At 67.1% G+C, this 26,794-nt stretch carries 25 protein-coding genes and 1 pseudogene; 10 read left to right on the plus strand and 16 right to left on the minus strand.

Annotation, left to right across the window (positions count from 1 at the left end; translation table 11 throughout):
* The coding region (locus ABW137_RS22135; RefSeq protein ID WP_526403593.1) for an E3 binding domain-containing protein at nt 1–605 on the minus strand (605 nt) is incomplete at its 3' end.
* Complete coding sequence (locus ABW137_RS22140; protein WP_526403594.1) at nt 605–2,821, minus strand: alpha-ketoacid dehydrogenase subunit alpha/beta; 2,217 nt, start codon at nt 2,819–2,821, stop codon at nt 605–607. The genes ABW137_RS22135 and ABW137_RS22140, both read right to left, overlap by 1 nt.
* A 156-nt stretch (nt 2,822–2,977) precedes the next feature.
* Between ABW137_RS22140 and ABW137_RS22145 the strand changes: the two genes are divergently transcribed.
* From ABW137_RS22145 to ABW137_RS22160, 4 genes are all read left to right on the plus strand, one after another.
* The gene (locus ABW137_RS22145; protein WP_526403595.1) at nt 2,978–3,502 is read left to right on the plus strand and encodes a VOC family protein; all 525 of its coding nucleotides are present in this window, start codon (nt 2,978–2,980) and stop codon (nt 3,500–3,502) included.
* Complete coding sequence (locus ABW137_RS22150) at nt 3,475–4,152, plus strand: GntR family transcriptional regulator (protein ID WP_526403596.1); 678 nt, start codon at nt 3,475–3,477, stop codon at nt 4,150–4,152. Before ABW137_RS22145 ends, ABW137_RS22150 begins: the two co-directional genes overlap by 28 nt.
* A 44-nt stretch (nt 4,153–4,196) precedes the next feature.
* Complete coding sequence (locus ABW137_RS22155; protein ID WP_526403597.1) at nt 4,197–5,573, plus strand: NADP-dependent succinic semialdehyde dehydrogenase; 1,377 nt, start codon at nt 4,197–4,199, stop codon at nt 5,571–5,573.
* A 111-nt stretch (nt 5,574–5,684) separates the two neighbouring features.
* A complete protein-coding gene (locus tag ABW137_RS22160) occupies nt 5,685–6,395 on the plus strand; it encodes a hypothetical protein (protein ID WP_526403598.1) in 711 nt (236 codons plus the stop codon).
* A gap of 2 nt (nt 6,396–6,397) precedes the next feature.
* Here ABW137_RS22160 and ABW137_RS22165 read toward each other — a convergent pair whose 3' ends face one another.
* From ABW137_RS22165 to ABW137_RS22205, 9 genes are all read right to left on the minus strand, one after another.
* Nucleotides 6,398–7,633, minus strand: coding sequence for a M24 family metallopeptidase (locus ABW137_RS22165; protein ID WP_526403599.1), 1,236 nt, complete (start codon nt 7,631–7,633; stop codon nt 6,398–6,400).
* Between the two features lie 11 nt (nt 7,634–7,644).
* On the minus strand, nt 7,645–8,586 hold the full coding sequence (locus ABW137_RS22170) for an NAD(P)-dependent oxidoreductase (protein ID WP_526403600.1): 942 nt from the start codon (nt 8,584–8,586) through the stop codon (nt 7,645–7,647).
* Between the two features lie 27 nt (nt 8,587–8,613).
* Nucleotides 8,614–9,378, minus strand: a complete 765-nt coding sequence (locus ABW137_RS22175) for an ABC transporter ATP-binding protein (RefSeq protein ID WP_526403601.1) — start codon at nt 9,376–9,378, stop codon at nt 8,614–8,616.
* Complete coding sequence (locus ABW137_RS22180) at nt 9,375–11,285, minus strand: branched-chain amino acid ABC transporter ATP-binding protein/permease (RefSeq protein ID WP_526403602.1); 1,911 nt, start codon at nt 11,283–11,285, stop codon at nt 9,375–9,377. Before ABW137_RS22180 ends, ABW137_RS22175 begins: the two co-directional genes overlap by 4 nt.
* Nucleotides 11,282–12,163: a branched-chain amino acid ABC transporter permease gene (locus ABW137_RS22185; protein WP_526403603.1), complete on the minus strand. Its 882-nt coding sequence runs from the start codon at nt 12,161–12,163 to the stop codon at nt 11,282–11,284. Before ABW137_RS22185 ends, ABW137_RS22180 begins: the two co-directional genes overlap by 4 nt.
* A gap of 31 nt (nt 12,164–12,194) precedes the next feature.
* A complete protein-coding gene (locus ABW137_RS22190) occupies nt 12,195–13,406 on the minus strand; it encodes an amino acid ABC transporter substrate-binding protein (RefSeq protein WP_526403604.1) in 1,212 nt (403 codons plus the stop codon).
* Nucleotides 13,407–13,691: 285 nt separating this feature from the next.
* Complete coding sequence (locus tag ABW137_RS22195) at nt 13,692–14,594, minus strand: ABC transporter substrate-binding protein (RefSeq protein WP_526403605.1); 903 nt, start codon at nt 14,592–14,594, stop codon at nt 13,692–13,694.
* An 8-nt stretch (nt 14,595–14,602) separates the two neighbouring features.
* A complete protein-coding gene (locus ABW137_RS22200; RefSeq protein WP_526403606.1) occupies nt 14,603–16,204 on the minus strand; it encodes a phytoene desaturase family protein in 1,602 nt (533 codons plus the stop codon).
* 11 nt (nt 16,205–16,215) lie between these two features.
* Nucleotides 16,216–17,730 (minus strand): aldehyde dehydrogenase family protein, encoded by a 1,515-nt coding sequence (locus ABW137_RS22205; RefSeq protein WP_526403607.1) that lies wholly within the window; start codon nt 17,728–17,730, stop codon nt 16,216–16,218.
* Between the two features lie 86 nt (nt 17,731–17,816).
* Here ABW137_RS22205 and ABW137_RS22210 point away from each other — a divergent pair, with 86 nt between their 5' ends.
* Nucleotides 17,817–18,710: a LysR substrate-binding domain-containing protein gene (locus ABW137_RS22210; RefSeq protein WP_526403608.1), complete on the plus strand. Its 894-nt coding sequence runs from the start codon at nt 17,817–17,819 to the stop codon at nt 18,708–18,710.
* Here ABW137_RS22210 and ABW137_RS22215 read toward each other — a convergent pair.
* Nucleotides 18,703–19,722, minus strand: coding sequence for a LacI family DNA-binding transcriptional regulator (locus ABW137_RS22215; protein ID WP_526403609.1), 1,020 nt, complete (start codon nt 19,720–19,722; stop codon nt 18,703–18,705). The genes ABW137_RS22210 and ABW137_RS22215 overlap by 8 nt on opposite strands.
* A 130-nt stretch (nt 19,723–19,852) precedes the next feature.
* Between ABW137_RS22215 and ABW137_RS22220 the strand changes: the two genes are divergently transcribed.
* Entirely contained in the window at nt 19,853–21,022 is a 1,170-nt protein-coding gene (locus ABW137_RS22220; RefSeq protein WP_526403610.1) for a pyridoxal phosphate-dependent aminotransferase, read from the plus strand.
* Between the two features lie 52 nt (nt 21,023–21,074).
* Here the strand turns inward: ABW137_RS22220 and ABW137_RS22225 are convergent, their stop codons facing one another.
* Entirely contained in the window at nt 21,075–21,989 is a 915-nt protein-coding gene (locus ABW137_RS22225) for a TIGR03564 family F420-dependent LLM class oxidoreductase (RefSeq protein WP_526403611.1), read from the minus strand.
* Between the two features lie 86 nt (nt 21,990–22,075).
* Here ABW137_RS22225 and ABW137_RS22230 point away from each other — a divergent pair, with 86 nt between their 5' ends.
* The 4 genes from ABW137_RS22230 to ABW137_RS22245 are packed head-to-tail and all read left to right on the plus strand — an operon-like array spanning nt 22,076 to nt 25,552.
* On the plus strand, nt 22,076–22,894 hold the full coding sequence (locus tag ABW137_RS22230; RefSeq protein ID WP_526403612.1) for an ABC transporter ATP-binding protein: 819 nt from the start codon (nt 22,076–22,078) through the stop codon (nt 22,892–22,894).
* Complete coding sequence (locus ABW137_RS22235; RefSeq protein WP_526403613.1) at nt 22,891–23,649, plus strand: ABC transporter permease; 759 nt, start codon at nt 22,891–22,893, stop codon at nt 23,647–23,649. The genes ABW137_RS22230 and ABW137_RS22235 overlap by 4 nt, the downstream gene beginning before the upstream one ends.
* Nucleotides 23,625–24,449, plus strand: coding sequence for an ABC transporter permease (locus ABW137_RS22240; protein ID WP_526403614.1), 825 nt, complete (start codon nt 23,625–23,627; stop codon nt 24,447–24,449). Before ABW137_RS22235 ends, ABW137_RS22240 begins: the two co-directional genes overlap by 25 nt.
* 32 nt (nt 24,450–24,481) lie before the next feature.
* Nucleotides 24,482–25,552 (plus strand): ABC transporter substrate-binding protein, encoded by a 1,071-nt coding sequence (locus ABW137_RS22245; RefSeq protein ID WP_526403615.1) that lies wholly within the window; start codon nt 24,482–24,484, stop codon nt 25,550–25,552.
* A gap of 6 nt (nt 25,553–25,558) precedes the next feature.
* On the opposite strand, the gene ABW137_RS22250 is transcribed toward ABW137_RS22245, so the two are convergent.
* The 3 genes and pseudogenes from ABW137_RS22250 to ABW137_RS22260 all read right to left on the minus strand — a co-directional run bounded on the left by ABW137_RS22250 (nt 25,559) and on the right by ABW137_RS22260 (nt 26,664).
* Entirely contained in the window at nt 25,559–25,996 is a 438-nt protein-coding gene (locus ABW137_RS22250; protein WP_526403616.1) for an SRPBCC family protein, read from the minus strand.
* Between the two features lie 57 nt (nt 25,997–26,053).
* Nucleotides 26,054–26,173, minus strand: a pseudogene (locus ABW137_RS22255) (CoA transferase); the annotation flags it as partial.
* 50 nt (nt 26,174–26,223) lie between these two features.
* Nucleotides 26,224–26,664 carry an SRPBCC family protein gene (locus ABW137_RS22260; protein WP_526403617.1) on the minus strand — a complete coding sequence of 147 codons (441 nt, stop codon included), beginning with the start codon at nt 26,662–26,664 and terminating at the stop codon, nt 26,224–26,226.
* Nucleotides 26,665–26,794 lie beyond the last annotated feature (130 nt).

Genomic DNA, 26,794 nt, shown 5'->3' on the forward strand with positions numbered 1-26,794 from the left:
GCGGATGCGGGGGTCGGCGCGGATGCGGGGGTCGGCGCCTTCTTGGGCCCCCTGTCGAGATCCCGTCGCACGATGCGGCCACCCGGCCCGGTGCCGGTAAGGGTACCGAGGTCGATCCCCTTCTCACGTGCGAGCTTTCGCACCAGCGGCGTGGCGAACAGCCGCCGCCCGTTGGTGTCGGGTGAGACGACGGGCGACTCGTCCGCTGCGGGCTCCGGCTCCGGTTTTGGCTGCGGCTCCGGTTTCGGCTCTGGTTTTGGCTCCGGCTCTGGCACCGCGACGTCCTCGATGACGGGGGCGGCCGATTCGGGATCCCGCGTCGTCGCGTCGGCGAGTAGGCCGGGGTCGATGTCGGCGTCGGTCTCGCCGGGCCCGAGGACGACGGCGATGGGTTCTCCGACGGAGATCGTCACCCCCGGCTCGGCGATGAGCCGCGCCAGGATTCCCTCCACCTCGGCAGCGAGTTCGACGACGGCCTTCTCGGTCTCCACCTCGGCCAGCGGCTCTCCGACGGAGATCGTCTGCCCCACCGACACCAGCCACGCTTGGATGACGGCCTCGGTGGCGTTGGCGAGCACTTCCGGCATTCGCACCACGGTGGGCATCAGCGGTTCCCCCCCGTCGCTTCGCTCGACACGCGTTCACCCATTCCGACGCGAACCTTCTCGAGACCGGCGACGATCTCTTCGGTGCTCGCAATGGCGGCGCGTTCCAACACCTTTGAGATGCTTGGCGACGCCTCCCCTCCGGAGACCCGCTCAATCGGTTGGTCGAGCCAATCGAACAGGCGACGTTGGATCCCGTCGGCCAGCCAGCCGCCGTAGGAGCTGCCCCGCGCACCCTGCTCGACCAGCAGCACGGCGTTCGTCTTGCGCACGCTGGCTTCGATGGTGTCCCAGTCCAGGGACGCGCGGTCGAGCCACCGGAGGTCGATGAGTTCGGCGTCGACGTCGGTCTGCTCGATCGCCTCGGCGCAGCGCGCCACCATCGACAGGTAGCTGATGACGGTCACCTCGGTGCCCTGGCGTCGTATGGCGGCGCGCCCCGGCGGGATGACGTAGTCCAGGTCGCCCTCGGGCACCTGATCCGCCGTGGGATACAGGTCGATGTGCTCGATCACCAGTACCGGATCCTGAAGCGCCAGTGCGGCGTTCATCAGGCCGACGTAGTCCGCGGCGGTCGACGGCGCCACGATTCGCCAGCCGGGGCTGCTGGCGAACACCCCGGCGGGATCCATCAGATGTTGGGAGCCGTAGCCCGATCCCATCGCCACCTTGGTCCGCAGCACGAACGGCACGGGATTGTCACCGCCGAACATGTGCCGCGCCTTGCCGATCTGGTTGAACACCTGGTCGGCGGCCACCCACATGAAGTCGGGGTACATGAACTCGACCACCGGTCGGAACCTGCCGTCGAGCGCGAGTCCGCCACCGATGCCCGTGAAGGCGTTCTCACTGATCGGGGTGCCGACCAGTCTGTCGTCACCGTACTTGGCCAAACCCTTGGTGGCGCCGTTGGTTCCACCGCTGAGCCGGTGCACGTCCTCACCGAACACCACGATGCGCTCGTCGGTGGCCATCCGGCGATCCATCACGCCCGCGACCGCTTCGACGAACTTGACCTTGCGCCAGGGGCCTTCGTAATCCGCCGGCTCGAGCACCTCCAGTGCGTCGAGTTCGCTGGCGTCCCCGCGGACGCCGACGTTGACGAACCCGGGATCGGGCCACAGTTGGGGGCGGATGCGGCGCTTGCCCTTGGACTCTGGGTCCGATTCGACGAGTTCGGCCACCGCGTCCTTCATCGCCGCCTGCGCTTGGGTCCGGACGGAGGCCACCGCGGCCTCGTCGATGAGGCCGAGGGCCGTCATCTCCCGTGCCACCCTTTCGAGCGGATCGCGCTGGCGCCACTCGGCTTCCTCCTCCTTGTTGCGGTAGCCGAAGGCGCTTCCCGGGTAGGGGCCGTTCTGGTGGAAGAACCGGTAGACCTCGGCTTCGACGACGGCGGGCCCGTCACCGCCGCGCATTCGATCCGCTGCCTTTTGCATGGCCAGATGCACTGCGAGCGGGTCCATTCCGTCGACGCGCCAGCCGGGTATCCCGAAGCCCTGACCGCGGACCGAGAGGCGGGGATCGGCGGTGATCTCGCTGACGTGCGTCGAGACGGCGTAGAGGTTGTTCTCGATGAAGAAGCAGAACGGCAGCTTCCAGGCCGCGGCGAGGTTCATCGTCTCGAGCACCGAGCCGATCTGACTCGAGCCGTCACCGAAGTAGCTGATGGTCAGGTCGGACGTGCCGCTGTGCTTCTGGGCCCATGCGTTGCCTGCGCCCATCGGCACGCCGCCGCCGACGATGGCGTTGGTGCCCAGCGCGCCCGCCTCGAACCACTGCAGGTGCATCGAGCCGCCGCGGCCGCGGCAGTAACCCTGTGCCAATCCCAGGATCTCGGCGAGGGTGCGCTGTAGCACCCGCTGGATCTTCGGGGTCACCACGGCGGACGGGTCGAGCACGCCGCCGCTCACGTGCGTCAGGGCCTTGGCCAGAAACTGGTGGTGCCCGCGGTGCGAACCGTTGACCGCATCGGTGGACCGCAGCCCGACGATGGATCCAACCGCGCCGCCCTCCTGCCCGATGCTGGAGTGGGCGGGCCCGTGCACCAGGCCTTCACCCGCGAGCTCGAGCACCGTCTCCTCGAAGGCGCGGATGAGATGCAGCTCGACGAGCATCGTCGCGAGAAGCGCCGGGTCAGCGGCCTTCCAGTCGTCTTCGGTGGTTGACAGCTCGACCCATGGTGCATGGGTCTCAAGATTGCGTTCGAGTGGCATGAAACCCTCATCTCCGTCGAAGGTCTGCGCTCGTCCGGAGTGAGCGCGACCACACCAACATAGCGCTATTGGATCCAATTTGGCTAGATTCGTTCCCCAAACGGTTTCCAAATGCCTATGCTGAGCAATATTGGATCCACTATCGAGGAGAGCGATATGGCGCTACCGGGCCTGGTCGGCACCGATCACATCGGCTTCACCGTGCCGGATCTGGAGGAGGCTCACGACTTCTTCGTCAGGATCCTCGGCTGCACCCACGTGTACACGCTGGGTCCGTTCGAGCACGACGACGATTGGATGCGCGAGCACCTCAACGTCCACCCGCGCACGGTGATGCGGCAGCTCCGCTTCTATCGCTGCGGCACCGGCGCCAACTTCGAGGTGTTCTCCTACGAGCCCGCCGATGGGCAGTCTCCGATCCCGCGCAACAGCGACATCGGCGGCCACCACCTCGCGTTCTACGTCCACGACATGGATGCCGCCGTCGATTACCTACGCGCCGAGGGGATTCGCGTCCTCGGCGAACCAACGGCAAGCAGGAACGCGAGCGAGGGACAACGCTGGGTGTACTTTCTGAGCCCGTGGGGCATGCAGTTCGAGCTGGTGAGCTTTCCGAACGGCAAGGCCTACGAGAGGGAGGCCGAGGTGCTGCTGTGGAACCCGAACCACCCGGCGGAGTGAGCCGCGTCCGCGATGGGGTCACCGGCGCCCGCGTCGCGGACGATCTTCGCGCGGCCATCCTGCACGGCGCCCACCCGCCAGGAACGCGGCTGCGCCAGGAGGAACTCGCCGCACAGTTCGGCGCCAGCCGGGTGCCCGTCCGGGAGGCACTGCGCATCCTGGAGTCAGAGGGGCTGATCACGACGGTGGCCAACACCGGCGCGTGGATCGCCCGGCTGAGCCTCGACGAATGCGTCGAGCTGTACCAGGTGCGTGAGCGCATCGAGCCCCTCTTGCTGCGCTACAGCATGCCTGCGCTTCGACCGGACCAGATCGACCGACTGACCGACCTGGTCGACGAGATGCAGGGTGTACGCGACGTCGAGGAGTTCCTCGAACTCGACCGCGAGTTCCACCTCGGCAGCTACGCCGGCGCCGAAACGAGCTTTCTCGGACCGTCGGTCGAGCGGCTGTGGAACACCACACAGCACTACCGTCGGGCGTTCACCCGGCTCCTCGACCTCGACGGCAACCGCATCCTGCATGACGAACACCACATGCTGGCAACCGCAATCCGGGAGCAGGATTGCGAGGAGGCCGAACGCGTTCTTCTTGGCCACATCCGTCGCACCCGCCTGCAACTCGCCCGCCACCCGGAAGTCTTCACCTAGCAACGTCATTCACAAGCCCGCAACTCCAACAGAAGGATCCGCTCATGGCAATCGCAACCATCAACCCGGCCACCGGTGAAACCGTCGAGACCTTCCAGGCGCACGACGATGCCGAGGTGGAACGTCGCATCACCGCGGCCCTCACGGCACACGTGGCGTTGCGTGAGACCACCTACGCGCAACGCGCGCAATGGATGATCGCCAGCGCCGAAGTCCTCGAGGCCGACGTCGAGAACGCGGCGCGAATGATCACGCTCGAGATGGGCAAGCCCATCGCCCAATCCCGCGCCGAGGTCCTCAAGTGCGCGAAGAACATGCGCTTCTACGCCGAGAACGCCGAGTCATTCCTGGCCGCCGAATCATTGACCGACCCCTCGGCCGTGGCCGCCTCCCAGGCGGGTTCGGTATGGCAACCACTGGGCGTCGTACTAGCCGTCATGCCGTGGAACTACCCGCTGTGGCAGGTGATTCGGTTCGCCGCTCCGGCGTTGATGGCGGGCAACACGGGCCTGCTCAAACACGCGTCCAATGTTCCGCAGGCCGCGCTGTACCTCGACGGGCTGTTCGAGAAGGGCGGCTTTCCAGCCGGCTCGTTCCGCACCTTGCTGATCGGCTCGGCCGAGGTCGCCGCGGTGCTCGAGGATCCGCGGGTGAAGGCCGTGACGCTCACCGGGTCCGAGCCGGCGGGCCGCTCCGTCGCCGCCACGGCGGGAAGCCAGATCAAGAAGGCGGTCCTCGAACTCGGCGGATCCGACCCGTTCATCGTGATGCCCAGCGCCGACCTGGAGGCCGCCGCGGCCACGGCCGTCAAGGCAAGGATCTCCAACAACGGTCAATCCTGCATCGCGGGAAAGCGATTCATCGTGCACACCGACGTCTATGACCGGTTCGCGGAACTCTTCGTGGCGAAGATGGCCGCGCTGACCGTCGGTGATCCAATGGACGAAGCCACCGACGTCGGCCCGCTGGCCACCGAGTCGGGTCGCGACGAGGTCGCGGAATTGGTCGACGACGCCGTCGCGAAGGGTGCGCAGGTGCTCGCGGGCGGTACCACCCCCGATGGGCCTGGCTGGTTCTATGCCCCGACGGTACTCGCGGGCCTCACCGACGAGATGCGCGTGGTCATGGAGGAGACGTTCGGGCCGGTGGCCTCGCTATACCGGGTGGCCGATCGCGCCGAAGCGGTGAAGGTCGCCAACCAGACCACCTTCGGCCTGAGCTCTGCGGTGTGGACCACCGATGCGGCAGAACAGGATTGGTTCGTCGCGCAGCTCGACGCGGGCGCGGTGTTCCTGAACGGCATGACCGTGTCCTACCCCGAGTTGCCCTTCGGCGGGGTGAAGGCATCCGGCTACGGGCGCGAACTCGCCGCCGCCGGCATCCGCGAATTCTGCAACCTCAAGACGGTCTGGAGGGCGTAACCGGTATCACCCAGGAGTGCCATTGGGGTCGAATTGGGCGATCTGGGCCTTTCCGACTCCCTCCGCCTGTCGGTGGCGGTGACTGCGGGCCGACCTTGTTAGAGTCCCGCCATGTCAGACCGCGGCAGTCCACCCCCAGGCGGCAGTTCCCCTGATCGTGGTCGGTGGTGGTGGCTGCAGAGGGCCGCATTTCCCTTGGTGATTGCGGCCATCACGGTCGGCAGCGCATGGCTGGGCGCCGCGTGGAGCAGCGCCGATACCCGGGAGTTGATCGAGGCCGAGAACGCACGCACGGCCGTGGAGTTTCAGCACAATCAACGCCAAGAGCACTACGCGTCCATCTTGACGAGGGTCACGGCGCTGCAGAACGCCAGTGACTTCACGACGTCGGCGATCGCGTCGGGCGTCGCGGGCGGTTACCGGTTCGGCTACGGCAACTACTCCGCCGGTGGCTTCTTCGGGGGTGCGCAGCCTGGGCCGCCTCAGGCCGGTAACTCGTGGCAGGACGCGTACACCGCACTGGATCAAGCCATCTCGAGCTCGGAGATCGCCGGCGCGGCCGACGTGCTGAACCTCGCCCGCGCGCTTCGCGACAAGTACCGCGACGTGTACTACGAAGCCGTCCTTGCCCGCATCGACGACGCCGTCATCGCCACCTACCCCGATCCGAAGCCGTCGCGGCCGCAGCTCGCGGACCTCCTCGTCGGCGTGCCAAGGAGCACCGAGCAGACGTACGATCCCGCCCTCCTACGGAGGCCCGTCGAAGAACTGAGAAGGTCGTTCGTCGATGCCGCGACGAAGAACCTCGAATCGGGTGGCTGAGTTCAGTACTCGTTCGCCACGAACAGCTCCTGGGCAGGAAACTTGGTCAGGATCACCGGGCCGTCGTCGGTGACGACGACCTCCTCCTCGATCCGCGCGGCCGAGAAGCCGTCCGAGGCGGGCGCGTAGGTCTCCATGGCGAACACCATGCCCGCCCGCAACTCGACCGGGTTCTCCAGGGAGTTCAGCCGCGAGATGATCGGACGCTCGTGAAGGCCGAGCCCCAGTCCGTGGGCGAATTGCAGTCCGAACGCCGCCATCTCGTTCTCGAACCCAAAGTCCTCGGCCTTTGGCAGCAGCTGAGCGATCTGGTCGGATCCGACACCGGGCCGGATGGCCGCGATCGAGGTGTCCATCCATTCGCGGGCCTGCTTGTAGGCGTCGCGTTGGCTCTCCGTGGCGCTGCCGACCCCGAAGGTGCGGTAGTAGCACGTCCGATATCCGTTGAAGGAATGGATGATGTCGAAGAACGCCTGGTCGCCCGGCCGGATGAGGCGATCCGTGAAGTTGTGCGGATGCGGGTTGCACCGCTCGCCCGAGATCGCGTTGACGGCCTCGACCTGATCGGACCCCATCTCGTAGAGCCGCTTGTTGGCGAGTGCGACGATCTCGTTCTCGCGCACGCCGGGTTTGAGCACGTCGACGATGTCCTGGTACACCCCGTCGACCATCGCGGCGGCCTGGTTGAGCAGCATGATCTCGTCGTTCGACTTGATCACCCTGGCGTCCAACATGCTCTGCTGTGCGTCGGCGACGGTGAGCCCCTGGCGCTGCATCTCGAACAGGAACGGTGGTTCGACGATGTCGAGGCCGACCGGCTCGTCGGCCACGCCGGCGTCGGTCAGGATGCCCTTGATCTCGGTCACCGCGGCACGCATCAGGCCCGCATCGGGCGCGACGGCTCCCCGGAATCCGAGGAAGCCCGCCCGCCAGTTCTCCTGGGGAAGCCACGGCGAGTACAGCTTGTGGTGCCGCACCGCCGAGCCGAAGTCCCACAGGATCGGTTCGCGGTCCCGCACCAGGAGGCAGTAGCGAATCATCTTGTCGCCCAGTGCCCCACCGATCCACGTCTGGGTGGTGTAGCGGATGTTGTAGAAGTCGAACAACAGGAACGCACCGCACCCGCTGGCCTCCAACGCCGCCTTCGCCCGAGAGATCCGGTAGTCGCGCAACCGCGCGAAGTCGACCCGCTCCTCGTAGTCGACACCCATGTGCCCCGGTGCGCCAAGCGGTCTCATGTCTGCTCCCGTCACGAGCGCACCGGCGTCAGCCCATCGTCCACGGGGACGTCCTCCGACGTCAGCGTGATCCCCGCGCCTCGGGCGACCTCGAGCAGCAACGTCGCGAAGTCCTGCTCGGCGTGCTCGCCGGCCCCCTCTGCCTGCGCGACGATCTGACGGGTGGCCGAGCAGATCGGCATGGGCGACTTGAGCGCGTAGGCGGCGTCGAGCCCGAGGTCGAAGTCCTTCTGAAGCAGCGCCATGGTGAAGGTCGGCGAGAAGTCCAGGTTGACGAATGCCGGCGACTTGTACTGCGTGAAGGTCGATCCCATCACCGAGTCGTTGAGGAAGGCCAGGAAGTCGGCGCGGCTGACGCCACCCTTCTCGACCAGCACCGTGATCTCGGCGAGGCACTGCGTGACGACGCCCAGCATGAGGTTGTGGGCGATCTTCACCAGGCGCGCGACCTCGCCCTCGCCGACGTAGGTCACGCCACGGCCGAAGACGTTGAGAACGGGCTCGATCGAGTCGAACACCTCGCGTGGGCCGGAGACGGCCACCGTCAGCTTGCCCGCGGCGATCACCTTGGGATTGCCGCTGACGGGCGTCGCGAGGAAGTCGGAGCCACGGGAGTTGGCGGCTTCGCGGATCAGTGTGCTGGTCTCCGCGGAAACCGTTGAGGCGTCGGCGATCACCCGCGGTGATGACTCACCGGTGAGCAGTCCGCCGTCGCCGAGCATGACCTCCTCGAGGTCCTTGGACGACGACACCATGGCGAACACCAGGTCGCGGTCGGCAAGGTCGACGGGACGGGTCACGACCGAGGCACCCTTGTCGGCCAGATCCTGAGCCTTCGAGACGGTGCGGTTGTAGACGGTGACGTCATAGCCTGCGTCGAGCAGACGGATCACGAGTTGCGCACCCATCCGCCCGGCGCCGATCCAGCCGATCTTGAGGTTTGAAGTAGACATGGAGGATCCCTCTCTGTAAGTGATGATTCAGGCCGTGGGTTGCGTGGCCGGGGTGTGCTCTTCGGTGTTCTTGCCGCCGTGCACTGCGCCGCCGAAGTACAGGTCGGCGATCTCGGGATTGTTGAGCACCGAGGACGCCGGGCCGGTGAGCAGCACCCGGCCGCTCTCCATGACGATGCCGCTGCTGGCCATCCGAAGTCCGAATCGGACGTTCTGCTCGACCATCAGCACGGCCTTTCCGCTGCCCCGCATGATCGCGACGGCCTCGTCGATCACGGTGAGCGACTTGGGGTCCAGGCCCAGCGATGGCTCGTCGAGCAGGACGAGCTTGGGGTCGAGCATCAACGAGCGCGCGAACTCGACCATGCGGCGCTGGCCACCTGACAGATTGCCGCACCGAATGCCCGTCTTGTCGGCCACCAGTGGAAACATGCCGAGTATCTCGTCGTACCGGCTGCGAACCAGCGCTCGCTGCTTGCGGATGACGTAGGCGCCCATCAGGATGTTCTCCCGCACGGTGAGCGTCGAGAACAGTCCGTTGCTCTGCGGTACCTGGGTGACGCCACGCCCCAGCACCTCGTCGGGTGCCAGTCCGGTGATGTCCTCACCGTCGAGCGTGATGCGCCCGGCACTCGGCTTCAGCAGACCGCTGACAGCCCGCAGCACCGTGGACTTGCCTGCGCCGTTTGGGCCGACGATGCAGCCGAGCTCGCCCGCGGCCACCTCGAGGTCGACGCCCTGCAGTACGTTGCCGCCGCCATACCCGGCGACCACGCCTTCGAGTCGAATCATGCCGGATTCCTCTCCACCACTGGGACGTTCGTCGGGCCGGCCTTGGCCGACGCCTTCGAGGGCGCTTCGAGCAGGTAGTCGTCGCCCAGGTAGGCGTCGAGCACCAACGGATCCTTCTGAATCTGCCCCGGTGTGCCCTCGGCGATGACCGCACCGCGCGCCAGCACCCTGATGGGATCGCACAGCCCCACCACGAACGGCATGTTGTGCTCGACAAGGAGGAACGTCGTGCCCTGGGCGTTGAGCGAGCGAATCAGATCGCCCATCCGCTCGATCAGCGTCGGGTTGATGCCGCCCGCTGGCTCGTCGAGCAGGATCAGCTTGGGGTCGAGCATCAGGACCTGGGCGAGTTCGACGAGCTTCTGCTGGCCGTAGGACAGCGCGCCTGCGCGGGCATCCCGGTAGGCCGCCATCCCGACGAACTCCAGAAGTTCCTCGGCGCGTGCGGCCTCGGAACCGCTCACGGCGCCGAGCCCGAGTTGACGGACCTTGAAGTCGCGCAGCGGGGCGACGACGTTCTCCAGGACCGTCATCTCCTTGAACAGCCGGGTGATTTGGAACGTGCGACCGATCCCACGATGGGCGCGGGACCACGGTGAAAGCTTTTCCATCGCTTCGCCGTTCAACATGATCTGGCCTTCGTCGGGCGTCATCGTCCCCGAGATCAGGTTGAAGACCGTCGTCTTGCCGGACCCGTTGGGCCCGATCAGTGCGGTGATGGAACCCTCGGGAACGGTGAAGCTGCAGTCGTTGACGGCATGGTTGCCCCCGAAACTCTTGTGAAGTCCCCGCACCTCGAGCAGCGTGCGCCCCGTCGGCTTCGGTTCATGCACTTCGACCGCGGTGATGGGACGATCGAGCGGGTTCAGTCTGGCACCCGAAAGTCCAACGGTACCCTTGGTTCTCGCCTTCTCCAGCAGCCCGGCGATGGTGGGCAGGATGCCCTTGGGCAGCAGGATCACCAGCAGGACGAGTAGCCCACCGAAGATCACCAGCCGGGCGTTGCCGCCACCGAAGGCGTCGTTGGCCAGGTTGTTGACGGGCTGAATGATGAAGGCGCCCAGCACCGGACCGAACAGGGTGCCGCGACCGCCGAGGATCACCGACAGCACGATGAGTGCGCTGGTGATGATCGAGAACATGCCGATCGGATCGACGAACGACAGGTAGTAGCCGTAAGCCGAGCCCGCCATGCCGACGAACAGCGCGCTCGCGCCGAACGCGAGCAGTTTGTAGACGGGGGCGTTGACGCCGATGGTGCCCGCCTTGCCCTCGTCCTCCCGGATCGCGATCAGACCCATGCCGAACTTGGTGCGGCGGATCCACCATGTCATCAGCAACGAAAGTCCCAGCAGCGCAACAAGAACCAGGTGGAAGGGCCAGTTGCCCCAGGCCTCCGGCCAGTCGGGCAGCGGCAGGGTGAGCCCCGAGGTGCCATTGGTCACCGACACCCATTCGATGGCGACGAACTGGACGAGGAACAGGAACGCGACGGTGATGATGACGAACGCAGGCCCGCGCGACCGGTAGGTGACCAGCCCGAGCAGCATGGCGATCACCGCGCCGACGACGCCTGCCACGGGAACCCACAGCAGCGGTGGCACGTCGGGCATCCGGTTGGCGAGGATGGCGCCGACGTAGGCGCCGATGCCGATGAACGCGCCCTGGCTCAGCGAGAGATAGCCGGTGAGGCCGGTGATCACGTTCAGTCCACTGGCACCGATGGCCAGCACCAGCGCCAGGATCACGGTGTTCTGCGCCGAGATGCTGGGTGACAGCGGGAACAGCACGATCACGATCGCGGCGACGCCGACGACGACGCGGGCGGCGAGCTTCTCCAGTCGCGGATCCAGCAGCCGAGCAAGCGGGGACGGGGTCGTTGACGCGGTTGCGGGTGAGGCACTCATGCGACGGCGTCCTCTCTGAGTCGGGTGCCGAGGATGCCCTGGGGACGGGTGATCAGCACGACGATGATGACGAGGAAGGGAACGGCGACGGGCCACGCCGCGCCCAGGTAGGTGGTGGCGGCCATTTCACCGACCCCGATGACGAGCGCACCGAGAATCGCACCGGGCAGGCTACCTAGACCGCCGAGCACCACGATGGCCAAAAGCCTTGCGATCCATTGGTAGTGGGTGCCAGGAAGGAACGGGTAGATCGTGGACAGCATCGCACCGCCCGCGCCAAGGGTGGCCACGCCGATCGCGAAGGTCAGCGCGGCGACCGTGGCGACGCTGACCCCCACCAGCAGTGCACCGTTCTCGTTGGCCGAGGCAGCGCGGATGGCCCGGCCCGCCCAGGTCCGGTTCAGGATGAGGTAGAGCCCACCGATGACGACCACCGCGATGACGGCCGCGATGAGCATCGCCAGCGGGACGTAGAACGGCCCGAGCTGGACGGAGGCCTCCGTGTAGGACACCCGGACCGCCGTGGAGGTGTTGCCCCAGATGAAGCCCATGACCCCTTCGAGGAGCAGCGCAATCCCGAACGTCGCGAGCACGGTCATGCTGACGTGGGCGCCGCGGACGTGCCGGATGACGGTCACGTAGACCAGCCAGCCGAGGCCGAACATCACCACCATCACGATCGGGATCGACAGAAGCGGATCCAGACCCAGCTGCTGCCACAGGGTGTAGGTCAGGAACGCCGCCAGGATGGCGAACGCGCCGTGTGCCAGGTTGATCACCCGCATGACCCCGAAGATCAGGGTCAGACCCGAGGCCATCAGCGCGTACAGCGCACCGACGAGCAGGCCCAGAATCACGGTCTGTACAAGGGAAGTCACGATTGAGGCTCCTTTCCAACTGCAGGGACGGCTAGATGGCCCCGCCCTGCCAGCGCAGGATCGTCTTGGTGGTGGCGACGTCTTCCGGCAGGACGACCTGAGACTGGCCGCTTTGCCACTGACCCACCAGGAAGTCACCCTTGGGACTTCCGTCGGCGTTCCAGCTCAGTTCACCGAGAAGCGTCTCGACCGTGTTGCCGCGCAGCCAGTCGGCGAGCTTGGCCTGGTCGTCGTAGGAGCCGACGGCGGTGACCGCGGCGGCGAGGACCTCGGCGGCGGCGAACCCGTCGGCCGCATCCTCCGGCGGTTCCTGCTGGAACTTCTCCTGGTACCGCTTGACGAACTCGGCGTTCTTGGGGGTGTCGGCCACCGAGCTGTAGCTGGCCGAGAAGAACACGCCTTCGGCGTTCTCGGGACCAACCGCGTCGAGGTACTGCTTCCCGTAGGTGGGCGAGCTGCTCTGATACAGCATCGCAGGCCGGTAGCCCGCGCGGTTCATCGAGCGGATCATGTTGACGCCGTCCTCGAATTGCGCTCCCTGGACCACGATCTCAGCTCCTGCGTCCCTCATCGCGTTGACCACGGAGTCGAAGTTCTTGGTCGTCGCCGGGTACTGGTCCTTGTAGACCGTCCTGATGCCTGCGGCGCTGAGGATCTTCTCGGCACCCTCGACCACCGGACCGGCGAACGGGTCGTCCAGCGAGGGGTACGCCGCGGTCTTGGGTCGCTGTTCGGGCGGCAGCGCCGCGATCCAGTCGGCGAACACCTTTGCCTGGTCGGTGGCCACGGCTTGCTGGGCGAAGAAGATGTAGGAGAACCCGCGGCTGAACATGTCGGGCGAACCGCAGGACGGGCAGACGAAGAGCTTCTTGTTCTTCTCGGCGATGGCCGAGGCGGGGATGTTCAGCAGTGAGGACTGACTGCCGAGCAGCAGGTCGACCTTGTCTTGGGAGATCAGGTTGTTGTAATTGCTGACTGCCGTTTCCTGCTGGGTGGCGTCGTCCTTGACGACGATCTTCACCGGCTTGCCGAGCAGACCGCCAGCTTCGTTGGTCATCTCGACCCACGTCTCGTAGCCGCGTTGGGTGTCCAGTCCGCCCTGGCTGAACTCGCCGGTCAGCGGGAGTGACGCACCGATGGTGATGTCGCCGCTCTGGCTGGGTTCGTCGGCGGAACACCCCGTGGCGGCCAGCGCGATGGCAGCGACAGCCGCTACCGCGCGAAAGGCATTGGTAATTCGCATGTCCAACCTCTCTGTCAGACCGATTGCCCGATGGGGCCCCAATTGGTGTTGTGTGAGCCACTTGCAATCGATTGCAGTGAAGCCTGCCACATTCTTCGTCGCGATGTCAACGGGTCCGGAACGGCAATTATGCGTTCATTGCGACGTCAAGCGCCTAAGGTGCCCATGGGTCGCTGGGGGCGAACGTGGCTCGATGGATGCGACGTCGGCTGGCCTACGCAATCGGTTGCAGCTCTCGTCGAGCGACCCCCCGCGGCGACGGAGAATCCGCAGCTCCCCCGAGGCCTAACCGACCAGTGCGCAGGCGCGGACGACCTCGTCGAACCGGTCGGTGAGGCCGTCCAGTTCGGGGAAGGGCAGAAAACGGCGTCGCAGGTCCACCAGCGTCGTCAGCGACACCACGTCGACGGAGCCGTCGGGAACGAGCCCGCGCACGGGGTCCTTCAGCACCGCGACGTGGTCGGCAGCGGTGTCGTCACCCAGCCCGAGCAATTGCCGGGCGGCGGAAAGGGCCTCGCCATCGAGCTCGCCGCCCACGATCGCTGCGGCCGTTTCGCCGAGGACCGCCACCAGGCGGCCGACGGCGACGTCCTGCGGCCCCTGTCGCATCCGCGCCACGACCGTACCCAGGTACGGACCCAGCCGCGTGACGTCGGCGAGCAGCGCACAACCGACGTCACGGGCGATCAACTCGTTTCCTGCGTTCAACACCGTGACGTCGCAGCCGTCGGCCTGCAGGGCGGCGACACGCTTGGGAGTCGAACCCAGCGTGAGGATTTCGACGTCGTCGCGGGACAGCCCGAGATCCTCCAGCAGTGCGTACGCGACGAAGGCAAAGCCGGAGGTGGGCACGTCGACCCCGAGCCGACCGCCGCGCAACTCTGCTACCTCCGAGACCCCGGGACGCGCCCCGAGGCAGAGTCCGACGCCACGGTCCACGCCCGCGACGATCTCGACGTCGAGCAACGCGCCGAGCGGATTTCGCGGCAGGAACCGGTAGGCGAGAACGTTGTCGGGACTGGTGAACACGGCGTCATAGGCCCCGTCGCGCAGTGCCGCGAACTGGGCGGGCGACGACGGCACCGCAACGTCGTCGACCCGAAGTCCGGCGGCCGACAGCCTGCCGGTGTCACGCGCGACCCCGAGTAGAACCGACGGGGAGAACACGCCAAGGGTGATGGTGTCCATGGCCGACGCTACCCCGTCGTGCCGCGGTGGTGGGTGAGCGGCTCGAAGTCCTTGCCGAGATCCTCGAGCATGATCATCGCGGCATTGCGTCCTGGACCGCCGGTCACCGAGCCGCCCGGATACGTGGTGGCTCCGGTCTGGTAGAGCCCCTGGATGGGCGTGCGGTGCTGTGCCCAACCGGGGGCGGGCCGTTGCGGCCCTGCGAACGTGATGCCGCGGTCGCCGCCGTGCCAGGCGCCGTTGACCATCGCCGGATTGGACTCCTCGAACTCGATTGGCCCCTTGACGTATTCGGCGACGATGACGTCATCGGTGAACGAAGGACACATCCAGCGGGTCAGCTCCTTGAGCTCCCGCGCCCGGCGGGCCATCACCTCGCCGTAGTCGGTGCCCCCCGGCAGGACGTGACCGACCGTGTTGAGCAGCTTGACCGTCTGATGGCCAGGCACCGGCACCCGGGATTGATCGACGAGTGTCGGGGTGGCGGCCAGCATCCAGCCGATGCGGTCCTGCCAGCCCCCGTCGTAGGCGATGCGCGCGTGGTCGAGGATGTCCTCGGGCCAGCCGGCATATCCCGCGGACACGGCCGACACCGGTCCCTCGGAGGTCTCGAACACCGGCGGCGCCGTGGCGCCGAGGTACACCGCGAAACCCGCGGCGCCCGGGTCGTAGGTGGACACGCCGTAACGCCAGGACTGATCCCAGCTTTCGGCGGGCGCCATGTCGACGAGTCGCTTGACGTGGATCGTCGAGAGCACGGCGACCGTGGCGAGGAATTCGCGACCGTCGGTCGCCCGCACTCCGACCGCGCGTCCGCGGTCGAGGATCAACGACTCGACCATGACGTCGGTCTCGATCCGACCGCCGTAGGATGCGAAGCAGGCGGCGAGTGCGTCGGTGAGCTTGCCCGAGCCGCCGAGCGGGATGGACCAGCTCTTCTCTTGCCGCCCTCCGATGATCGAATACGCGAGCGGGCCCGATCCTGCCGCGTCGGGGCGCACCATCGTTTGGTAGGCCTGCCACAGCATGTACGCCCGAATGTGCCTGCTGGAGAACTCGTGTCGGATGACGTCCCACGACGACATCACCCTGCGCCGCTTCCAGACGTTGCCCATCGGATGATCGTCGAGCATCTGGTCCAGGCTCCGACCATGGCCGAGCGGCGAGAACTGGGCCCGGTTGAACAGGTGCTTGACGTCGGCCCACTCGGCGATCAGCCGCCGGTAGGCCGCGGCATCGGCCTTCGAGTAATGCGCGATCCCGTCGACGGTCCGCTCGAGATCGAGCCAGTGGGTGAACTGCTTGCCATCCGGAAACATCACGTGCGCAACGGGATCGGGATGGGCGTATTTCAACCCGTGGTCGGCGAGCAGGCCCAACTCGTCGTTCACCATGAGCGGGTTGCCCTGAATCAGGGTATGCCCCGTCGAGCAGGAGTCGACGAGGTAGCCGGGCGCCAGCATCTCCTCGGTCGCCGCACCGCCGCCGGGGATGTGCCTGGCATCGACGGCAAGGACGCTGTAACCGGCCTTGGCGAGGTAGCACGCGGTGATGAGACTGTTGTGCCCCGCTCCCGCGACGACGACGTCCGCCGTCTGCGTGGTGGTCATGTGGGTTCGCCTCAATCGACCGGCGGCCAGACTGGGACCACACCGCGACCGGATCGGAATCGAACGTTCTTGGAGCGCACGAACTCTCGCAGTGTCTCCGCGGCGTTTTCCCGGCCGAAGCCGCTGCCCTTCACCCCGCCGAACGGCGATCCCAGGAACGACTTGCGCATGTAGTTGTTGACGAAGATCATTCCCGCCTCGAGCCGCTGGGCGATGCGCCACGCATGGGCCTCGTCACGGGTGCAGATGGCGGCGGTCAGTCCGTACTCGGTGCCGTTGGCGATCTCGATGGCCTCGTCCACGGTCTCGAACGACATGATCAAGGCGATCGGGCCGAAGATCTCCTCCTGCCCCACAGTCGATTCCGGGGTGACGCCGGTGAGCACCGTCGGCGGCACCCAGTAACCGTCGCGATAGCGCTCGTCGGTCGGGAGGTCGCCCTGCCCGGCGATCGTCGCCCCCTCGTCGAGCGCGGTCTGCAGATAGGCCAGCACCCGGTCCCGTTGACGCCCGTCGACCATCGGGCCGATGTCGGTTGCGGGATCCAGACCGTCGCCCACCTTCAGGGCCAATGCCTTGGCGACGAACCTGCGGGTGAACTCGTCGTGCAGCGTGGAGTGCACCAGTATTCTGGCCGTCGACGTGCAGGCCTCGCCCTGGTTGTAGAACATGCCCTCGATCGCGACGTCGAGCGCCACGTCGAGATCGGCGTCGGGCAACACCATCAATGCGTTCTTCCCACCGAGTTCCATTGTGGCGTAGGTCAAGTGGCGTGCCGCGCTGGCCAGGACGCGGCGGCCGGTCGCGGTGGCGCCGGTGAACGTGATCCGCTCGACGCCGCGGTGCCCGGCGAGATCAGCCCCCGCCGACACGCCGCACACCGCGTTCAGCACCCCGGGCGGAAGCACGGTATTGGCGAGTTCGACGAGGCGCAGCACGGTGAGCGGCGCCTGCTCACCGGGTTTGATGACGACGACGTTGCCCACCGCGAGTGCCGGTGCGCTCTTCTTCGCGAAGTGGATGGGCGGCCAGTTGAACGGCAGGATCGCGGCGACCACGCCGTACGGCTCGTAGACCACGCGGGCCTCGATCGGTCCCTGGTCGAGGATCTCACCGGGCAGGGTGTCGGCGAGTCCCCCGAAGAAGTCGAAGGCCGACGAGCAGAACGAGACGTCGAACCGCCCCGCGTCACGCTTGGGCTTGCCGACCTCGCGCGCCTCGAGGTCGGCGAGTTCGTCGGCGTTGGCCCTGATCACCTCGGCGACCCGGCGTAGGTAGGCGCCCCGCTCGCGGGGGCTCAGCGAGCTCCAGGCGGGTCGGGCGGCGCGGGCGGACGCGACGGCGGCATCGACGACGTCGGCATCGCTGGTGGCGACGTTGGCGAGTACGTGCCCGGTGGCCGCCTCGGTGACGGCGAATACCTCTTCGGCGCCGACGTCCACGAAGGATCCGCCGATGAACGCGCCCCAGGTGGGCCGCACGTCGTAGTTCGGGCGCGCGGTGGCGGGGGTGGCGGCGATCGTCATCTGCTCATCACAGCACCCGCAAACGATCAGGTCCAACGAATGTTCATGATGCTCACCATCTATCTGATAGATGGTTGAATGAGGCCGTGGAGCTGCGTCAGCTGGAGTACTTCGTCTCGGTGGCCGTCGAGCTGAACTTCTCCCGCGCCGCGGCGCGGATGCACGTCGTGCAGTCCGCGCTCTCGACGTCGGTGGCCAAACTCGAGAGGGAACTCGGCGTCGAACTCATCGACCGGTCCCGGCGGCAGATCGCGCTGAGCCCCGCGGGAGTGGCGTTCCTCGACCAGGCCTACGGGGTGCTCGCCGCCGCCAAGCGCGCCAAGAACACCGTCACCGAATATCAGGGCCAGCTCGCAGGCACGGTTGAGGTCGGGACGCTGATGTCCTCCGGTGCACTGGATCTGCCCGCGGTGCTGGGCCGGTTTCACCGCCGACACCCCCTCGTCAACGTCCGACTGCGCCAGAGCGGCGCGGGTTCCGCCGGCCACGTCGCCGAAGTCGCCGACGGCACACTGGATCTCGCGCTGATCTCCACGCCGGGCAGGCCGACGCCACTCGTCGACGTCGAACCCCTCGACCGCGTCCCCATGTTGTTCGTCTCGTCGCCCGAGCACCCGTTGGCCGACCGCCAGCGGGTCCGGCTCACCGACCTGGTCGGTGAGCAACTGATCCAGTTCGCCCCAGGATGGGGGGTGCGCCGCCTCCTGGAACAGGCCCTCGCCTCGGCGGGACTCGTCACCACCACCGCATACGAGGTCGCCGACTACGCCACCGCCGCCGGGCTCGCCAGACACGGACTGGGTGTCACGGTCATGCCAGCCACGGAGGCACGACGGTTCACCGATCTACGCCACATCCCGTTGACGCCGGCGGTGGTCTGGACGCTCTACCTGGCTGCGGCACCCGTCAGGCACCGCAGTCCCGCCGCCGCGACGCTGGCCGACGAGTTCGTCGCGGAGGCCGCAGGAACCGTCAGCTAGGGGCAGGCCCCGTGGAACCGCGCACGACGAGGGATACCGGCAGCGTCAACGTCGCCCCCTCCTGCCTGCCCGCCTCGATACCGCGCAGCAGTAGCCTGGCCGCTTCGGCGCCGATCTCCCGGAGCGGCATGTGCACCGTCGTCAAGGGCGGCCAGAAGTCCTCGGCGAAGGGCATGTCGTTGAACCCGACCACCGAGATGTCCTCCGGGCACCGCAGCCCCTCGGCACGCATCCGTCGAATGAGGCCGAGTGCGACGAGGTCGTTGCCCGCCACCAGCGCGGTGGGGCATGGGGGCGTCCGCGACACCAGATCGCCTGCCGCACGGAAACCCGCTTCGATGGAAAGGGATTCGGCGTAGATCGTCTCGTGTGCGACGCCCGCCCTGGTGACGGCCACTTCGAAGGCCTCCGCCCTCGACCGGGTCGTCGAGAAGTTCGACGGGCCCGCCACGTGCGCGATGTGGCGATGCCCGAGCTCGACGAGATGGCTTACGGCCATTTCGATTCCGCTGACGTTGTCGCCCGAGACCAACGGAAACTGGCCGATGGCGGTGCCTCTGTTGACGAGCACGACGGGCACGTCCGCGGCGACGGCCTCCTCGACGACGGGCTGATCATCCAAGCGGCCGGTGGCCAGGATGAAGCCGTCGACCCGGCGCTGCAGCAGTGACTCGAAGGCCGAGATCTCGACGTCGTCGTGGGTATCGGTGTTGGCCACCAACACGGTGTAACCCTCTGCCTGAAGCACGTATTCGACGCCACGGACGATCGGCGGGAAGATGGGATTCATCAGGTCGGGGATGATCACGCCGATCGTCATCGACTTGCTGGTGCGCAGCCCCCGCGCCATCGCGTTGGGCACGTACCCCAGTTGCCGGGCGGCCTTCTTGACCCTCTTGAGGGTCTCGGCGTTGACTTGATCGCGTGTCTGCGCGTTCAGCGCACGCGACACCGTGGCCTTGTGCACCTCGGCGAGGCGGGCCACGTCATCGATGGTCACCCGTCGTGGCATCCGTCTCGATCCTTGGCTGGGGAACCCGCGCGTCGCTGGACTCCTCGAGTCAGGCTACCGCCCGCGCCCGCACCACTCGCGTCGAACTGCAATCGTTCGCAGGAGTGTCGGGTGACTAGGCTTCTCTGCCATGACGGTTTCCCGCCTGCAGCCCTACGCGATAACGATCTTCGCCGAGATGTCCGCGCTCGCGGCGCGCATCGGTGCGGTCAACCTCGGCCAGGGGTTCCCCGACGAGGACGGTCCCTCGGCGATGCTCAAGACGGCCGAGAACGCCATCGCCGAAGGCGTGAACCAGTATCCGCCAGGACCCGGCATCGCGCCGCTGCGCGAGGCGATCGCGGCCCAGCGGGAACGGCTCTACGGCATCGGTTACGACCCGGACACCGAGGTGCTGGTGACCGCCGGGGCCACCGAGGCCATCGCCTCCGCCGTCATCGGCCTGGTCGAGCCCGGCTCCGAGGTCCTGCTCATCGAACCGTTCTACGACTCCTACTCCCCCGTCATCGCGATGGCTGGCTGCCACCGGGTGGCCGTGCCGCTCGTCGCCGACGGCCGCGGCTTCGCGATCGACGTCGACGCGCTGCGCGCCGCGATCACGCCCCGAACCCGCGCACTGATCGTGAACTCACCGCACAATCCGACGGGCATGGTGGCCACCGACGCGGAACTCGCAGGCATCGCCAGGCTGGCGGTCGAGCACGACCTTCTCGTCATCACCGACGAGGTGTACGAGCGGCTGGTGTTCGACGGACATCGACACCTTCCGTTGGCCGGCTACCCCGGCATGTCCGAGCGTACCGTCACCATCTCCAGCGCTGCGAAGATGTTCAACGTCACCGGCTGGAAGATCGGATGGGCTTGCGGCCCAGCCGATCTGATCGCCGGCGTGCGAACGGCCAAGCAGTACCTCACCTACGTCGGCGGTGCGCCGTTCCAACCCGCCGTCGCCGAAGCGCTCAACCACGAGGACGACTGGACGGCTGCGCTGCGAGAATCATTCCAGGCCAGGCGGACTCGACTGTCGGATGCGCTCACCGACATCGGTTTCGGCGTACTCGACAGCTTCGGCACGTACTTCCTGTGCGCCGACCCTCGCCCGCTGGGCTATGCCGACAGCACCACCTTCTGCGCAGAGCTACCCGAGCGGGCCGGCGTCGCCGCGATCCCGATGTCGGCGTTCTGCGACCCCGACTCGTCGCACCTTGGCGACTGGAATCACCTGGTGCGCTTCGCCTTCTGCAAGCGCGACGACACCATGGAGGAGGCCATCCGCCGACTGCAGGTGCTCAAGGGCTGAGTAGCCGCTCGGCGTAACACCTACAACGCGCAACACCTACAACGCGCAACACCTACAACGATGCGGCGACTTCCCACAGCCGTTCGCGGTCGGTGGTGTCCGAACGCAGCGGGCTGAGCACCAGATCCGTCGCTCCCGCCTCGAGGTAGCGCTGCAGCTGCGTGCGCACCGCGTCGGCCGGACCCACGGCGGCGAGCTCGCCCGCCTTCTCGACGCCCTCGCGCGCGATGACCTTCTGGTATGACGGGATGGTCGCGTAGAACTCCAACTCCCCGTCCGCCAGCGCCCTCGCTGCGTCGACGTCGTCGGACACCACCACCGGCACCGCCGCGATGATTCGCGGCGCGGGCCGCCCCGCCGCCGTCGCTGCGTCGGTGATCGTCGGTGCGATGAACTGCTCGATGGTGCGCGGACCCGCCAGGTAGGGCAACGTGCCGTCGGCCAGTTCACCCGTCACACGCAAGGCCTTCGGCCCCATGGCCGCGACGTACAGCGGGATGGGCGTACCACCGGGAACGGCGACGGGCCACTCCGGCGCGGCGGTGAAGTCACTGCCGTGGTAGTCCACCGCACCGGTGTCGAAGATGGACCGCAGCACGGTGAGGTGCTCCCGCAACCGACCGACCGGGTTGGGCCACGCCGTGCCGAACGCCTGCGCCTCGACGACGTGCGCACCAAGCCCGAGGCCGAGGCTGAAGTTGCCGTGCGCCGCCGCCTGCGCGGTCTGCGCAAGGGTGGCGAGGATCAACGGGTGGCGGGGATTGATCGGCACGACGAAGGTGCCGACGCCGAGTCCCGGCACGGCGGCACCGACGAGCCCGGCAAGGCTGATCGCGTCGTAATCGAACCGCTGCGCCAGCCAGATCTGCTGAACTCCGAGTTCGTGGGCGGCACGGGCCTGGTCGATGACGTCGTCGACGGCGTTGCTGGCACTGGGGCTGGGATTGATGACCACTCCGGTAGGCATGCCAGGGTCAACCGGCCCACGTGACGGGCGCATTCCCTTTGACTCGGGGTGCGCATTACCCCGGGCCGTGCGCATACTGGGCGACCATGACATCCGCGACGACTTCCGCGACGTCCGCTACCTCCGCGACCGGAATCGACATCACGGCGCTGACCAAGACCTTCAAGGTGGGGCGCCGCCCCGTCGAGGCCCTGGCGGCCGTCGACCTGCACACCACCAAGGACGCGTTCCTCGCGCTGCTCGGCCCATCTGGCTGCGGCAAGTCGACCGTGCTGCGGATCCTCGCCGGTCTGGAGGAACCCACTGGAGGAACCGCGCTGATCAACGGCGAGTCACCCACTGAACTGCGCAAACACCACGAGCTCGGGATCGCCTTCCAGGACTCGGCGCTGTTGCCCTGGCGCAGCGTCGTCTCCAACATCGGACTGCCCTTGCAGGTCGCGGGGCTGCCCTCCGACCCGGACCTCATCGCCGACCTGGTCAAACTCGTCGGTCTCGAAGGCTTCGAGAAGGCGAAACCGGCGCAGCTGTCGGGCGGCATGCGCCAGCGCGTGTCCATTGCCCGCGCCCTGGTGGTCAAACCGACCGTGCTCCTGCTCGACGAACCGTTCGGCGCTCTCGACGACATGACCCGTCAGCGCCTCAACCTCGAATTGCTGCGCATCTGGACCGAGAAGCCCGCCACGACGCTGATGGTCACCCACGGCATCGCCGAGGCGGTGTTCCTGTCCGACGTCGTCGCCGTGATGAGCCCGCGGCCCGGCCGCATCATCGAAATGGTGCCGATCGACCTGCCTCGCCCCCGCACTCCCGACATCATGCGCACACCGGAGTTCCACCGGATCCACGACTACCTGACCGAGCTGCTGTTCGGGAGGTCCGACGGCACGCAGGGCATCGCGTGACGGCGCGCCCCGCCTGGCTCGGCGGTGCCATCGGGATCGCTGGGCTGCTGCTGGCATGGTGGTTGCTTGCCGCGCTCGGCGCGGCGGGCGGCACCATCCCGACACCCGTCGCCGTGTTGAGCACCATGGCCCGCGACGGCGCCGCCCTCTACGGACCGAACTTCGCGGTGACCTCGCAGGGCGCGGTGCAGGGCTTCCTGTGGGGCAACGGCCTGGCGATCGCGTTGGCCGTCCTGGTCGTGCTGATCCCACCCGTCGAATCGCTGGCGACGCAGCTGGCGATCCTCAGCTACTGCACGCCGCTGCTGGCGCTGGGCCCGATCATCCTGGTGGTGTTCGGCGGCCGGGCGCCCACCATCTTCCTCGCGGCGATGTACTGCTTCTTCACCACGATGGTCGGCACGCTCGCCGGTCTCCGGTCGGCCGACAAGGCCAGCCTCGACCTGGTCGAGGCGTACGGCGGTGGCCGGTGGCAGAAGTTCACCAAGGTCCGCCTCTTCTCGGCGGCGCCGAATACGTTCGCGGCGTTGAAGATTGCGGCACCGTCGGCGGTACTGGGCGCCATCCTTGGCGAGTACCTCGGCGGCGTCGACAGCGGCATCGGCGTCGCACTGACGGCGGCGCAGACGTCCTACAACGTGCCGCGCACCTGGGGACTCGCGATCGCGGCGGCGGCCATGGCCGGTCTTGGCTACGCGATCGTCGCCGTGGTGGCCAGACTGGTCACCCCATGGACGTCGGCGGGCAAGCGGTGACGTCGACGCTGCGCCGCGTTGGGCGCTTCCTCGCCCCGCTGGGCATCGCCATGGCCCTGCTCTTCGCGCTGTGGTACCTGTTTCTCGTCGCCTTCCCCCAGGTCGGCCCGCGGGTCGGCAAGTCGCCGGTGGACGTTTGGAACTATCTGTTCACCGCGCCCACCAGCGACACCGCCCGGACCAACCTGCTGGACAACCTGCAGATCACCATGCGCGACGCGTCGATCGGCTTCGTCGCGGGCATCGGCGCCGCCGTCGTCGTGGCTGCCCTCTTCGTGCTGTTCGCCAGCCTGGCGCAGACTCTGCTGCCGATCGCCGTGCTGCTGCGTTCGGTGCCCCTGGTGGCGATGACGCCGATCATCGTCCTGGTGTTCGGGCGCGGGGTGGCCGCAGTGACCGTGATGGCGAGCATCGTCGTATTCTTCCCCGCCCTGGTGATGATCATGGCCGGATTGCGTGAGGCACCCCGTCAGGCACAGGAACTCGTCGAGGCGTACGGCGGCAACCGGTGGAAGGCGCTGTACCTGGTGGCGATCCCGTCCGCGCTGCCGTCGGTGTTCGCCGCGGCGCGAATCTCGGTGCCGGGCGCGCTGATCGGGGCGCTGATCGGCGAATGGTTGGGCAGCGGTGAGGGTTTGGGCTCCAGTCTGATCAAGGCGATACCGCGCTATCAGTACAACGAACTCTGGGCGTCGATCGCCATCGTCACCATCGTGTCGATCCTGCTCTACGCCGTGGTCGGCGTGATGGAGAGCGTGGTACTCGCCCGATTCGGGCCGGATGCCGGAAAGACGCGCTGACAACTTCCTGTCAGGCGCTTAGGGTGCGATCCATGACTTCCCTCCATCGCCGCGAGTTCCTTCGGTACGCCACGCTCGCCGGCTTGGCCGTCGGCGGAAGCGGGCTCGTCGCCGCGTGTGGTGGTGGCGACTCGACCAGTTCGTCCAGCAGCAGCCCCTCGGACGGCTCGAAGTTCGGCAAGGTCGCGGTCCAGCTGTCCTGGATCAAGAACATCGAGTTCGCGGGCGAATACTTCGCGCTCGAGAAGGGCTATTACACCGACGCGGGATTCAGCGGCGTCGACCTCGTTGCCGGCGGTGCCGCGGGCACGGGTGTGGAGGCCGGCCTTGACACCGGAAAGATCTGGATCGGCATGTCGGCGCCGCAGTTGACCGCGCCCGCGGTGCTCAACGGTCTGCCCGCGAAGATCGTCGGCGCCACCTATCAGAAGAATCCGTTCGCCATCGTCAGTTCGGCGGCCAAGCCGATCAACACGCCGCAGGACATGGTGGGCCGCAAGATCGGCGTGCAGGACTCCAATCAGCTGGTGTTCGGTGCGCTGTTGGACGCCAACGGCATCGACCCCAAGTCGATCACCGTGGTGCCTGCCCAGTTCGACCCGAGCCCGCTGGCCAACGGCGAGGTCGACGGCTGGGTCAGTTATGTGACCAACGAACCGATCACGTTGGCGGCCAAGGGTTTCCCCAACCACGCCATGTTGTTCGCCGACTTCAAGCTTCCCCTGGTGGCCGAGACGTTCACCGTCAAGCAAGAGACCATCGACAACGAGCGCGACAAGCTCAAGGCGTTCCTGATCGCCGAGATCAAGGGCTGGCAGGACGCGATCGCCGATCCCGCCGAATCCGCCCGCCTGGCCGCGGAGGTCTACGGCAAGGACCAGAACCTCGACGTCGCCGAGCAGACCGAGGAAGCCAAGGCCCAGGTCGGCCTCGTCGTCTCCGACGACACCAAGGCCAACGGCCTGTTCACCATGACCCAGGCCCTCATCGACGAGAACATCACGGCGCTGCAGGCGGCCAAACTCGACATTGCCGCAGAAGACCTCTTCGACATGTCGCTCATCACCGAGATCTACGCCGAGCACCCCGACCTGAAGATCTGAGTGCCGTCACCCGTGGTTGCGCGTCACCAGGCAGCGCAACCGGTCGACCGCCACCTCGAGGACGATCTTCTTGGCCCGCTTCATCAGGAACCGGGGGATCGGCGCGGCCACGTCGACGGTGATGTCGAAGCGCACCCGCGTCTGGTCGCCCACCCTGGTCAGGTTGTACTCGCCGTGCTGAGCGCGCTGCTGGAACGTGTCCTCGGCGTCCCACACCACCCAGTCGGGACCCCAGTGGTATTCGAGGACTTCCCTGTCGGTGACGCCCATCAGCTTCAGCGTGGTCTTCACGTGATGCGGCCTGCCGTCGGGGTGACGGTCCAGGATTTCGGCCTGCCGATGGACCGTCGACCACGACGGAACGTCCTCGATGTCGGCGAGGGCATCGAGGATCGCCTCGGGTGAGGCGTCGAACATCAATTCGCGCGATGCCCTGACGGCCATATAGCAAATGTAGTAATCATGTCTTGCTTGTGCAACACTTTGCTCAGCTAACTCTTGCTACCAACCGACATCGTCGATCGACGTCGTTCCCCTCGGTGGCTGTCCAACGGGTCCCGCCGGAGTGCGGGAGAACCTCGGCGCCGGCGCCGCCTGATCGACGCCCTCGCTGGTGACGATCACCTGTCCCCGACCGGAGCGCTCCCGCTCGAACGGTATTCGTCGAATCGTCAGCCCTTCTTCACCTTCAGCACCTGTTTGCGCAAACCGTCGGTCGCGGTCTCCATCCCGCCCTTGAGGGTCCGCTTGAGCAAGAAACCCGGCATCGGAATCGAGAGGTCGATCGCCATGTCGAACCTCACCCGCGTCTTGTCGCCGTCCGGCTTCAGCGAGTACCCGGCGTCCTGCGCCTTCAGCTGACCCGCCGACACCAGCGTCCACGTCACGCCGCTGTCGGACCAGGTGTACTCGATGACCTGCTCGTCGGTGATGCCCGCTGCCTTGACCGTCATCTTGACCTGCTTGGGACGCCCGTCGGGGTAGCTGTCGAGGATCTCGGCGCGTTGGTACTGCGGTGACCACGTCGGCGTCGCCTCGACGTCGGCGATGACGTCGAGGATCTCCGCGGGGGTAGCTTCGATGACGACTTCACGGGAATCACTGGTTGCCATGACCGCGACAGTAGCCAGCGGCGGCGGACGGTTGGGTGCTTTCGCCACGCGCCGTTCACGCTGGAGTGGAAACATCTTCGGGGTGACGACCCCCCACACGGACAATCCGCAGACCATCGCCCATCCGGCG

The organism is Mycobacterium sp., from assembly GCF_040509115.1.
GTDB lineage: Bacteria > Actinomycetota > Actinomycetes > Mycobacteriales > Mycobacteriaceae > Mycobacterium.

Bases quoted from the DNA above. Each gene is read 5' to 3' on its own strand.
- ABW137_RS22140 (WP_526403594.1), bottom strand. From the start codon at position 2,821: ATGCCACTCGAACGCAATCTTGAGACCCATGCACCATGGGTCGAGCTG.
- ABW137_RS22145 (WP_526403595.1), top strand. From the start codon at position 2,978: ATGGCGCTACCGGGCCTGGTCGGCACCGATCACATCGGCTTCACCGTG.
- ABW137_RS22155 (WP_526403597.1), top strand. From the start codon at position 4,197: ATGGCAATCGCAACCATCAACCCGGCCACCGGTGAAACCGTCGAGACC.
- ABW137_RS22160 (WP_526403598.1), top strand. From the start codon at position 5,685: ATGTCAGACCGCGGCAGTCCACCCCCAGGCGGCAGTTCCCCTGATCGT.
- ABW137_RS22165 (WP_526403599.1), bottom strand. From the start codon at position 7,633: ATGAGACCGCTTGGCGCACCGGGGCACATGGGTGTCGACTACGAGGAG.
- ABW137_RS22170 (WP_526403600.1), bottom strand. From the start codon at position 8,586: ATGTCTACTTCAAACCTCAAGATCGGCTGGATCGGCGCCGGGCGGATG.
- ABW137_RS22175 (WP_526403601.1), bottom strand. From the start codon at position 9,378: ATGATTCGACTCGAAGGCGTGGTCGCCGGGTATGGCGGCGGCAACGTA.
- ABW137_RS22180 (WP_526403602.1), bottom strand. From the start codon at position 11,285: ATGAGTGCCTCACCCGCAACCGCGTCAACGACCCCGTCCCCGCTTGCT.
- ABW137_RS22190 (WP_526403604.1), bottom strand. From the start codon at position 13,406: ATGCGAATTACCAATGCCTTTCGCGCGGTAGCGGCTGTCGCTGCCATC.
- ABW137_RS22195 (WP_526403605.1), bottom strand. From the start codon at position 14,594: ATGGACACCATCACCCTTGGCGTGTTCTCCCCGTCGGTTCTACTCGGG.
- ABW137_RS22200 (WP_526403606.1), bottom strand. From the start codon at position 16,204: ATGACCACCACGCAGACGGCGGACGTCGTCGTCGCGGGAGCGGGGCAC.
- ABW137_RS22205 (WP_526403607.1), bottom strand. From the start codon at position 17,730: ATGACGATCGCCGCCACCCCCGCCACCGCGCGCCCGAACTACGACGTG.
- ABW137_RS22215 (WP_526403609.1), bottom strand. From the start codon at position 19,722: ATGCCACGACGGGTGACCATCGATGACGTGGCCCGCCTCGCCGAGGTG.
- ABW137_RS22220 (WP_526403610.1), top strand. From the start codon at position 19,853: ATGACGGTTTCCCGCCTGCAGCCCTACGCGATAACGATCTTCGCCGAG.
- ABW137_RS22225 (WP_526403611.1), bottom strand. From the start codon at position 21,989: ATGCCTACCGGAGTGGTCATCAATCCCAGCCCCAGTGCCAGCAACGCC.
- ABW137_RS22230 (WP_526403612.1), top strand. From the start codon at position 22,076: ATGACATCCGCGACGACTTCCGCGACGTCCGCTACCTCCGCGACCGGA.
- ABW137_RS22240 (WP_526403614.1), top strand. From the start codon at position 23,625: ATGGACGTCGGCGGGCAAGCGGTGACGTCGACGCTGCGCCGCGTTGGG.
- ABW137_RS22245 (WP_526403615.1), top strand. From the start codon at position 24,482: ATGACTTCCCTCCATCGCCGCGAGTTCCTTCGGTACGCCACGCTCGCC.
- ABW137_RS22250 (WP_526403616.1), bottom strand. From the start codon at position 25,996: ATGGCCGTCAGGGCATCGCGCGAATTGATGTTCGACGCCTCACCCGAG.
- ABW137_RS22260 (WP_526403617.1), bottom strand. From the start codon at position 26,664: ATGGCAACCAGTGATTCCCGTGAAGTCGTCATCGAAGCTACCCCCGCG.